Raw genomic sequence first — 10,678 nt, 5'->3', positions numbered from 1 at the left:
GAAACAGGTTTATATTATATAAATGTAATCGCTTTCTCGAATTATATGATTACGTATTTGAAGCTGTCAACCATTAACTCAGCTCGGACATTTTTCGCTGTAACATGCAAAAAAACGCGTATTCTGCCTGCTATGCAAGCAAAATACGCGCCTTGTATCACCGTTCGAGTTTGTTCGCAAACTCGCTCATCTTACTTTAAAATACCTTCGTTGTCCACGACTCACAGTTCCATGTCTCCGTAACCACATCACGATAGAATTCAGGTTCGTGCGAGATCAGCAGAATGCTGCCTTTGTATGCTTTGAGTGCGCGTTTCAACTCATCCTTCGCATCAACGTCCAAATGGTTCGTCGGCTCATCGAGTACGAGCAGATTTGTTTCGTTATTGATCAGTTTGCAGAGACGCACTTTGGCTTTCTCGCCACCGCTCAGTACCGCGACCTTGCTCTCAATATGCTTGGTCGTCAGTCCACATTTTGCGAGTGCAGCACGCACTTCAAATTGGGTATAGGAAGGGAACTCCTGCCAGATCTCTTCAATACAAGTATTATAATTCGCATCCTTCATCTCTTGTTGGAAATATCCAATCTCCAGATGTTCACCGCGCTGAACGGTACCTTCCAAAGCCTGAATCTCGCCCAGAATGCTGCGCATCAGCGTCGTTTTACCAATACCGTTCGCACCCACAAGGGCGATCTTCTGCCCACGCTCCATGCGCAGGTCCAGTGGTCTCGACAATGGCTCATTGTATCCAATGACAAGGCCTTTTGTTTCGAAAATGAGCTTGCCGGACGTTCTTGCATCACGGAAGTTAAACTGTGGTTTCGGTTTTTCCTTGGCGATTTCGATGACATCCATCTTGTCCAGCTTCTTCTGTCTGGACATCGCCATGTTGCGCGTAGCCACACTTGCCTTGTTCCGGGCCACAAAGTCCTTAAGATCGGCAATTTCCTGTTGTTGGCGCTTATACGCCGACTCCAGCTGCTGTTTTTTCATCTCATGAACTTCCTGGAAATGACTATAATCGCCCACATAGCGGGTGAGATCTTGATTTTCCATATGATAGATCAAGTTAATTACACTGTTCAGGAACGGGATATCATGCGAGATCAGAATAAAGGCATTCTCATATTCCTGCAAATAGCGTTTCAGCCATTCGATATGCAATTCATCCAGATAGTTCGTAGGCTCATCCAGGAGCAGAATATCCGGTTTTTCAAGCAGCAGCTTGGCGAGCAATACCTTCGTACGTTGTCCACCACTAAGGTCGTTAACGTCTTTGTCCAGACCGATATCGGTTAGACCCAGACCGCGTGCTGTCTCGTCGACTTTGGCATCGATCATGTAGAAATCCTGGTTAGTCAGCGTATCCTGAATCGTACCTACATCCTCCAGAAGCTGTTCCAATTCCTCCGGAGTTACATCGCCCATCTTGCCGTACATATCATTCATTTCTTGTTCCATGTCAAACAAATACTGGAATGCTCCACGAAGGACATCACGAATGGATTGTCCCTTGCTCAGCACAGCATGCTGATCCAAATATCCGACACGCATGCGTTTGGACCACTCCACTTTGCCTTCATCCGGCTGGAGTTTGCCCGTAATAATGTTCATGAAGGTAGATTTACCCTCACCATTGGCCCCGATCAGACCAATATGTTCGCCTTTCAGGAGGCGGAAAGAAACGTTGTTAAAGATAGCACGGTCACCAAAACCATGACTTAATTTTTCGACATTTAATATGCTCATTCATGACACCTTTTCTATATAGACTTAATTCTTTGTATATTATAAGCGTTATATCATGCACAACTCAACGCCCTATTGTAAATTTAGCACCATTTTTCGATGAAATGTCCTTCGTGTTGACCCCGAATCCACTCAATCTGAAATCAATGACATTTGCCTTATAGGTATGGATGAGTTAAAATTTTTCCTTAAACGACTTACTACTATAAGAATGGAGCTCTCTTGGAGAGCATCAGGTGAAAATCATGATTGAAGTGAAACAATCCAAATTGGGTGATGGCGAATTTAACCGCGGCGTATTTGCGACTGTAGACATTCCAAAAGGCCAGCTGATCCATCAAGCTCCGGTTGTCCCTTATCCCAATGAAGACCACGAACATGTTGAGAAAACAATTCTTGAAGATTACGTATTCGAATACGGAGCCAATCATACGGCTATCCTGCTGGGTTATGGCAGTTTGATCAACCATTCCTACGAGCCGAATGCTACCTATGACATCAACTTCGAAAACCACACCTTCGACTTCTATGCTTATACAGATATCAAAGCCGGCGAAGAAGTTTTGATCAATTATAATGGCGAAGAAGATAATATGGACCCACTTTGGTTTCTGGATGATTACGAGGAACGCATGCGTGAGCTGAACGAAGCAAGTGATGGTGAAGAGGATGCTGATGGCATCGAATCTGACTCCAAGGACATTGACTCAAGCAAATAAGATCTTGATGGTTCACTACAGCAGCAATGCAACTTCATGTGAACAAAACTTAAATAAACCCCACCATAATCCGTTGTAGGCTTGATAAATTAACCTATGGCGCTGCCTAATGCAAACGAAAACAAGCAAGTCCTCCACCAAGGAAGACTTGCTTGTTTTCATTTGTTGCGATAGCGTCACATTTCCCAAACAAAACCAATCTTAATCGGCAATGGGAGGGTCTGTGTGCAGATCCTGATCCGGTTCAGTCAATTTCCATTTGGTAAATGCAACCTCAAACCCGGCACGCTTCGGAGAACAGAGAAACGGTCCTGCTTGCTTGTTCGTCGGATAGGCAAATCTCGCGACCCGAATAGTACGCCAAGGATGCTCATCCGTGCGGGCACGAATAACCACGGCTTCGTCATGGTATGAAGCCCGAATGGTAACGATGCGTCCACCCCAGTCCGGTACAGGTGAAAGCGACCAATCGGAAAAACGATCCGTTACGACCGCACCTACATGGGCCACGCCGTCATTTACTTCAACACCCGCCTTGATCCATTGATCCTGTCCATGCCAGAGCATTAACCCTGCCTGATCATATAATTCCGTGAATGAACTCAGATCAAATGATACTTCAATTGCCTTGGTTCCATCCCATGGAGCAAGCATGGCATGTCCATTCTGATGACAGAAACCATAAAATGTTTTCTCCCAGAAGTCACTGCCCTCCTGTGCCTCCACAATCAGACGGTCACCTTCTGTCCGCGCCTGAACCGGTTCGGTTGTCCACTCGGCTTCATGAATCCGATGAAAATTAACTGACATGATTCTTCCCTTCCTTCCACACCATCACATTAAAATAAAGAGCCCATATCCGATGCGGCTGTAGGATATGCAAAATTCATGGTGTTTAACTGATCGGTCGTCAAATCGAACTGAATTGCCATGGCGAACAGGTTAATCAATTCTTCTGTTTTGCCACCCAATACATGGGCACCCAGGATACGCCCTGTTGCCTTGTCGACTACAACTTTGGCCATGGCAAATTTTTCATTCGTACGTTTATAAGTATACCATTTCGACATGTCATTTACCTTCACCTCATAGCCCTCTTTCTTGGCCTGCTCCACATCAAGGCCTACTGAACCCAGAGATGGCACGGTAAATACAATTGAGGGCATTACTTTATAATTAGGTTTGTTATGATTGCCTTCAAGCAGATTCAAGGATACTGCGCGTGATTCCTGGCCTGCGAGCGGAGTCAACGGAAGACCTTCCGTTGCGGTAACATCGCCAGCCGCGTAGACTCTTGGATTGCTTTCGCTCTGCAAGTACTCATTAACGGAGATACCTTTTTTCGTATAGCTGACATTTCCCTTCTCCAGTTCAAGCCCATCTACATTCGGAATACGCCCTGCTCCGTGAACGACAAGTCCACACTGCCATTGATGATCAGCCCCATTGCGGGTTCCACTGACCACATATGTGTTTCCCTGCTGACGAATCGCCTTCACTTCCGCATTCAAGTGCACGTGAATGCCTACTTCTACGGATTTTTGCAGCAGCAGGTCCACTAGTTCCGAATCAAACTGTTCCAGTGGCTCTTCGCCTCGATGTATAATATGGACTTCTGTACCAGCTCTGGCCGCAATATGTGCAAATTCAAAAGCAATGTAACCCCCACCCACCAGAACCATTTTATCCGGCAGCTGTTCCAGATCAAGAAAATCATCGCTGTATTTCAGATGCTCTGCACCATCAATAGGTAATGGCGCCGGACGCGCTCCTGTTGCGATTAGAATATGTTTCCCCTGTAATACTTCGTCCCCAACACGAATGTGATCTTCGTCAACGAAAGAAGCCTTGCCATGGAACGCATGCATCCCGGCCTGCTTGAACTTATCCTCGCTTGTTCTCGGAATACTCTCCGTAAATGTTCGCTTGAACGCCATGAGTTCCGACCACTGAATAGAGACGTTACCTTCCACTCCTTTGCCCTTCATTCGTTCATTCCGGTCGATAAGTTCAGCCGCTCCTGCAAGCACTTTTTTGGGATCACAGCCCCGTAATGCACAGGTTCCGCCAAACCCTCGTTCATCAATCACGGCAATTTTCCATCCAGCTTCCGCGCAGCGGGATATAACAGAGCTTGCAGCGCTCCCGGTTCCAATCGCGATCAGATCATAAGGTTGTGTCATGTTGGTTCCTCCTCTTCATATATAACCGTGAATATCAAGCTATAGTAACCCTGCTTTTTGCAGATAATTCGTTGCAACTTGTTGTGGACTCGCTCCATTAACGTTCACTTCGTAATTCATTTGGCGCATCTCATCATCCGTGATCCGATCTGCAAGTTGATTCAGTACCTCCACCAGCTGCGGAAATTGATCTGTCGTTTCTTTGCGGAGCATCGGCGCTCCCTGATATGGCGGGAACAATTCCTGATCATCCTCCAACACAACAAGCTTATACTGTCTCAGTTCACTGTCTGTGGAATAGGCATCTAGCAAATTGATATCTCCACGCTGAACGGCAGCATAACGCAATTTCGGTTCCATCGTGGCTACGTTGGGGAATTTGATGCCATACTTCTTCTGAATGCCAACATATCCGTCTTCCCGATCTGAGAATTCCAGTGTGAATCCTGCCTTGATCTGCTGCTGTACCGACTTGAGATCCGATATAGTCTTCAAATTATACTGATCGGCAACCTTCTGAGACACGGCCAACGTATACGTATTGTTGTAATCCATCGGGTTCAGAAGAACCATATTGAACTGGCTCAACATCCCGTCTCTTGCTTGTTCATACACTTCTGTGCGATCAGTGCTAACTGCGGTTTTTTTCATAAATTCCGATATGGCGGTACCCGTAAATTCTGGATAAATATCAATATCACCCGATTTAAGTGCATTGAACAGAAATGCGGTTTTCCCCAATCCTGGTTTTAATTCAACCTTCCGATCGGTATCTTTTTCAATCAGCAATTTGTACATACGATATGCCCGTATACGTGTTGCGGAGTACCGGAAGCAAGGCATACACCACCAGCGCTATGATTGCAGGAAGTGTACCGATGCCGAATAACGGAATGAGCAGTCCGAGTAGAGCCAGAGACGGGATCGTTTGCAATACGGCCGTAACCCCAATAATCGGCTCAGCCACTCCTGGCTTGCGTGTCAGATAAATACCAAGCGGGATAGCGATCATAACGGCAAAGAACAATGCGATAAATGAGATCTGAATATGCTCAAGGAGTGCGGACAATAACTGTCCTTTGCGCTCGCTGAACACCTCCGTAAATCTACTCATGTGCTTCACCCCGTTCTTATGTACGCGCTCCTTGATTTGCCCTGACTTCCACTTTCGGAGTTCAGGAACAACCGCAATATTTTCGGCAATTGTCATATGTGGGAACAGTGCAATCTGTTGCAGCACATATCCGATATTCCAGCGCAATTCATGAATGTTATATTCATCGATAGGCCGTCCATTAATTCGTACGGTTCCATCTGTCCGCTCGATCAGGCGATTGATCATATTGATCATTTTGAGCATTGTGGTTTTGCCGCAACCGCTCGGACCAATCATGACGAACAGCTCTCCCTTATTAATATTGAGGTTAACCTGACGCAGAGCATGGGTTCCGTCAGGGTATTGCTTGGATACATTTTCGAACTGAATCATCCGTTCTCTTCTCTCCTTTTATCAAACATTCATTCTCATCTATTTCCCCAAAAGCGTACACATATAATCACCGTACTGGACTTCGATATTGTTGTTTCTGTGGGAATCGGGATATGGACGAATACCTCTAAAGGTTGAACAATCAACAAAAAAAGACGGTCCGTCAGGCACCGTCTTCTTGTTATTCAGCAGGATTAGCTTCCAATATTTTTATAATAATTCTTATATCATTTCCCTCATTGCATATGCTGCCTAATAAATTGCTCCAGAGAAACCGGGCCTTGACCTGTGACTTTCAACACCGTCTCCGTCGTTTGATCTTCTCTGCCTTCCTCCCGGATGAATACATCCAGTCCTGCCAGAGCTGTGGCGTAGTCTTCCGACATTCCCGCCTGAATCAGGCTGTTCCTCAATTCTTCATCGGACAAAGATTCATGCTGTATGGGCTGATCCAGTAAACGACTGAACATGCCAGCAGCCTGCCCATAAGACAATGTCTCCGGCCCCGTAATGATATGAGCTGTATTATGGGGGACAACATCTATCAGAGCATGGAAGGCCACTGCTGCGATATCATTTGCGCTGACAAAACCAATTTTACCGTCACCAGCAGCACTGTAGATTTTACCGAACTGCTTCATCGTCTCCCGATGCGGTCCCTCTGTAAAGTTCTCCATAAAATAGGAAGGCTGTAGTACAGTCCACTCGGGAGCAAGCTCCTTCAGACTTTGATGTACTTTGCCAAATATAGGTCCGTCTTCATCCACGGAAGCACTGCCAAGCAAGACGAATCGTTTAACGCCGCTCCATAAGGCTTCCTTGATGAACGGAATCATTACGGCTTCCGGGTTCATATCCATGACTGGCACGACAAGGTATACATGATCCACATTTTTCAGCGCTGAACCATAAGTGGTTGAATCATACCAATCAAAATAGACATAGTTGTCGGCAGAATCAGAAGAAAATGGTTTTTTTCTCCCTGCCAAACGCACCGGATATTGGTGCTTCTGAAGCATGGCCGCAACGCGGCTTCCTGTCTTTCCATTCGCTCCCGTAATCAGTGTTAAAGGTTTATCGTTGATCATTTTCATTTCCTCCTTCGGTTTGCTTTGTGTTCATTTTCCAGACTGATCAGTCTAAAATAGTGAAAAAATAAACGCCCTAAGCGTTCATTTTCAAAAATCCAACAAGAATCTTTGCTCATATACTGCCATTAATTCAATACTCTTAATGTTGTACGCACTAGCTCCCGCAGCACTTCTGTACTGGCACCGCTCTTGGCTGTGAAGGTCAATGACAGGCGGGAATAATTCAGAAAACGGGCAATACCGGGCAATTCATCCTCGGCATGGTTAAATTCACCGTTTTTATGCCCACGGATAAGCGCCGCAAGAAAAATATCTTCCATTCGCTTGTTGTTGGCTTGAATAAAGTCGGCAATTTCATGATTTTGGGGTGCCTGTTCGACGGCGCTATTGATGATAAAACATTCATTGCGACGCTGCTCGTCCGTCAATACGTTAACGGCTTCGTTGAAAAGCTGTTCCATCCCCTGCCGTACACTCGTGCATTCATTCAACAGCCGAATACCCGCCTCTGTTTTCTGCTGAATATAAAATTTCAGGGCAGAGACAAATAAATCATGCTTGGTTCCATAGGTGTCATACAAACTTTGACGTGCAATACCAAGCTCATTCAGCAGTACGGTCAACGAAGTACCTTCATAACCATAGGCTCCAAATACAGCCGTGGCTTTTCTTAGAACACTTTCGGTGTCAAATTCCTTGGCTCTTCCCAATTTCAGACCTCACCTCCCGCTTGATTAAGTCAAGAATACACTTTTCCAGACTGATCAGTCAAGAAAATAAATGCTTTGATTTTTGCCAAAGTGGTATAATGACAATAGAAGTTGAATTAATCCATTTACTATTACGATCATGCCAACATATAAAGGAGTGTAGCGATATGCATATTCAAATTACAGATTTGGCTGCTGCGCGATTAACTGAAAGCCTGAATGATCAGCCCGGTTATTTCAAAGTGATCTATGACATGGAAGGTTGTGGCTGTAACGGAATTATCGCCATACTGATTGTGGATGAACCCGAAGCTCTGGATGTGCAAATTGAAACCAATCTGGTGCCGTTCTATGTCGATCCGAAACAACAGTTAAATCTGGAGCAGCACATGAAGCTGGACACGGAACCCAACTATCCTTCCTTCAAATTAAGCAGTGATTCCGGCGTACTTAGCAGCAATGTCCGTGTTCGTGATGCCCGCGCAGTGGCTGCTGGAAGCTCCGGCAATTCTGTTTCGTGCGAGCTGTAATCCGAAGCTCCGTTGCTGAAATGATGAGGATTTGATTCACCTGTATGTACACAAAAAGACTTTGCACTCAAGGTGCAGAGTCTTTTTTTTGCTCTTTTTCTCGTCAGACAATTAAAAGCTATGAATCTCGCAAACTTTGTTTACAATTCGGAAACAATTGGAGAACCTATGGATATAATCCTCTAGTATACTCGGTATATAGCAAAGCACGAGATTGATATAACCCGAGGAGGAACACACATCATGAAATCTTTTACACGTAAATCCATCGTATCCACGATACTCATAGGTTCTGTCGTAGCAGGCTCAGCATTCACAACGCTGCCCTTTACTAAGGTGCTTAACCCGGTCGCATCTGCTGCCAGTTCCAGCTTCACTCAATTCCTGCACGATAATGCACCTGGACGCACAATCAAAACGAGCAGCAGCGGTCTGGCAACGGTAACGAATCTAGCAAGCACGGTTGTGCTAGTGAATAAAAAGAGAAACTTGCCTTCAACCTATGCCCCTCAAGATTTGGTTGTTCCTAACATTCCATTCAGCTTCTCCGGCTCCAGTCCGAAAAAGCAAATGCGTAAAGTGGCTGCTACAGCAATCGAGAACTTGTTCGCAGCAGCAAAAAAAGACGGCATTGATATCAAAGCCGTGTCTGGTTATCGCTCTTATGCCACCCAAAAATCCATTTTTGACCGTAATGCGAGTATCAAAGGCGAAGCCGTTGCTAATAAAACCAGTGCTCGTCCTGGACAAAGTGAACATCAGACGGGTCTTGCAATGGATATCTCCAGCGCATCAGCGGGATATGATTTACAACAAAGTTTTGGAAACACCAAGGAAGGCAAATGGCTGAAAACCAATGCACATAAATACGGATTTATCATTCGTTATGGTAAAGATCAGGAGAAACTGACAGGCTACTCTTATGAACCATGGCATGTGCGTTATGTTGGTGTATATATTGCTGGGGAAATTACAAGCCAGAATCTTACACTCGAGCAATACTTTGAGCGCGCCAAATAAACAGTAGAAATCTGATGATAAAAGGTATTCATTCCGCTCTCAGATGACTATAGTATGTAAACGCACAAATGAACTATACAGGACGAGGCCCGAAATCGGGCCTTTCATTCCTGCATCACATCTACACCTACATAACCCAGCGGCAAATAGCACTTTGTCATAGATTAAGGACCTACTATTTTTCTGAAAACGACTGGCAGCCTCTTCACGCTTTCCGTTCCGGCCCAGGAACCAACGCCAGCAAGAAGTGCATTATGAAACCAATAAAGTGCAACATTGTACGCGAGGGTACCCAGTACCATCTCCACCACCAAAAAACGTTTTAGCGTAGAAGATTCGATGATGTATACCTGAAATTCATTTCGCGACTTCCGAGCCCTGTACCTTGTGATGAATGTTTTCATGAATCACCTCTTCTGTTTTATTTTATCGTATGGCAGGCAGATCTTGTCTTATTCAAAAATAATACTTACATAAAGTAACTTAGTGTGTTATAGTCAGTTTATAAACCATACATAAGCGAGGGAAACTACCATGAGTGAATTGGAGAATCTGGTCAAAAACCGCAGATCGGCCATTATTTTTGAAGAAGGAATTGAGATTCCAGAGTCGGAACTGCAAGAAATGTTTGCCCTGAACAAATTCGCACCATCCGCCTTTAACCTCCAGCATACGCACTATCTTGTGCTGACGGACCCGGCTCAGAAAGAAAAAGTCTATGAAGCTTCACAGCAATATAAAGTTAAAACCGCCTCTGCAGTCATTGTTGTCCTCGGCGATGTCAACGCACACCATCACATCCGCACGATTAATGAGGGCCTGCTGAACCTTGGTGTGCTTACTCCGTTCCAATACGAGCAAGAATCGCAGAGCGTCACCGAATTTTACGAAACGCGGGGAAGGTTCTTCCAGCGGGAGGATGCAATTCGTAATGCCAGTCTGTCAGCGATGCAATTGATGCTGATCGCTCAAGATCGTGGTTGGGACACCTGCCCCATGATTGGCTTCGACGCTGAAGAGTTGCAACGTAGCTTGGATATTCCCGACCATTATGTACCTGCTATGCTAATTACAATTGGCAAAAAATCAGACGCTAAACAACGTCCGCGGGGATACCGCAAACCGATTAACGAATATGTCAGCTTCAACAAGATGCATGCCGAATAACTTGGGAATATGACAT

Annotated in this window: 10 protein-coding genes and 2 pseudogenes; 4 read left to right on the top strand and 8 right to left on the bottom strand. The window is 45.2% G+C overall.

Going from position 1 to position 10,678, the window contains the following annotated elements; genetic code table 11:
• Positions 1-196: 196 nt before the first annotated feature.
• Complete coding sequence (locus tag ACFVQB_RS04105) at positions 197-1,753, bottom strand: ABC-F family ATP-binding cassette domain-containing protein (RefSeq protein WP_379435121.1); 1,557 nt, start codon at positions 1,751-1,753, stop codon at positions 197-199.
• A gap of 245 nt (positions 1,754-1,998) precedes the next feature.
• Here ACFVQB_RS04105 and ACFVQB_RS04100 point away from each other — a divergent pair, with 245 nt between their 5' ends.
• Entirely contained in the window at positions 1,999-2,472 is a 474-nt protein-coding gene (locus tag ACFVQB_RS04100; protein WP_379436298.1) for an SET domain-containing protein, read from the top strand.
• Positions 2,473-2,673: 201 nt separating this feature from the next.
• Here the strand turns inward: ACFVQB_RS04100 and ACFVQB_RS04095 are convergent, their stop codons facing one another.
• From ACFVQB_RS04095 to ACFVQB_RS04070, 6 genes and pseudogenes are all read right to left on the bottom strand, one after another.
• Positions 2,674-3,282 carry a DUF1349 domain-containing protein gene (locus ACFVQB_RS04095; RefSeq protein ID WP_379435120.1) on the bottom strand — a complete coding sequence of 203 codons (609 nt, stop codon included), beginning with the start codon at positions 3,280-3,282 and terminating at the stop codon, positions 2,674-2,676.
• 29 nt (positions 3,283-3,311) lie between these two features.
• The gene (locus ACFVQB_RS04090) at positions 3,312-4,655 is read right to left on the bottom strand and encodes a dihydrolipoyl dehydrogenase family protein (protein ID WP_379435119.1); all 1,344 of its coding nucleotides are present in this window, start codon (positions 4,653-4,655) and stop codon (positions 3,312-3,314) included.
• Positions 4,656-4,694: 39 nt separating this feature from the next.
• Positions 4,695-5,769, bottom strand: a pseudogene (locus ACFVQB_RS04085) (ABC transporter permease/substrate-binding protein).
• A gap of 21 nt (positions 5,770-5,790) precedes the next feature.
• Positions 5,791-6,144: pseudogene (locus tag ACFVQB_RS04080) on the bottom strand (ATP-binding cassette domain-containing protein); the annotation flags it as partial.
• A 236-nt stretch (positions 6,145-6,380) separates the two neighbouring features.
• The gene (locus ACFVQB_RS04075) at positions 6,381-7,229 is read right to left on the bottom strand and encodes an NmrA family NAD(P)-binding protein (RefSeq protein WP_379436295.1); all 849 of its coding nucleotides are present in this window, start codon (positions 7,227-7,229) and stop codon (positions 6,381-6,383) included.
• 131 nt (positions 7,230-7,360) lie between these two features.
• Positions 7,361-7,945: a TetR/AcrR family transcriptional regulator gene (locus tag ACFVQB_RS04070; RefSeq protein ID WP_379435118.1), complete on the bottom strand. Its 585-nt coding sequence runs from the start codon at positions 7,943-7,945 to the stop codon at positions 7,361-7,363.
• Between the two features lie 167 nt (positions 7,946-8,112).
• Between ACFVQB_RS04070 and ACFVQB_RS04065 the strand changes: the two genes are divergently transcribed.
• Positions 8,113-8,475: an iron-sulfur cluster biosynthesis family protein gene (locus ACFVQB_RS04065; protein ID WP_301248037.1), complete on the top strand. Its 363-nt coding sequence runs from the start codon at positions 8,113-8,115 to the stop codon at positions 8,473-8,475.
• A gap of 243 nt (positions 8,476-8,718) precedes the next feature.
• Positions 8,719-9,495, top strand: a complete 777-nt coding sequence (locus ACFVQB_RS04060; RefSeq protein ID WP_379435117.1) for a M15 family metallopeptidase — start codon at positions 8,719-8,721, stop codon at positions 9,493-9,495.
• A gap of 164 nt (positions 9,496-9,659) precedes the next feature.
• Here ACFVQB_RS04060 and ACFVQB_RS04055 read toward each other — a convergent pair whose 3' ends face one another.
• On the bottom strand, positions 9,660-9,899 hold the full coding sequence (locus ACFVQB_RS04055; RefSeq protein ID WP_379435116.1) for a hypothetical protein: 240 nt from the start codon (positions 9,897-9,899) through the stop codon (positions 9,660-9,662).
• 130 nt (positions 9,900-10,029) lie between these two features.
• On the opposite strand from ACFVQB_RS04055, the gene ACFVQB_RS04050 reads away from it, so the two are divergent.
• Entirely contained in the window at positions 10,030-10,662 is a 633-nt protein-coding gene (locus ACFVQB_RS04050) for a nitroreductase family protein (RefSeq protein ID WP_379435115.1), read from the top strand.
• The last annotated feature ends 16 nt before the right edge of the window (positions 10,663-10,678 follow it).

The sequence above is a fragment of the Paenibacillus sp. NPDC057886 genome, assembly GCF_042796655.1.
Lineage (GTDB): Bacteria > Bacillota > Bacilli > Paenibacillales > Paenibacillaceae > Paenibacillus.
This window is presented reverse-complemented; position numbering and strand designations above follow the sequence as displayed.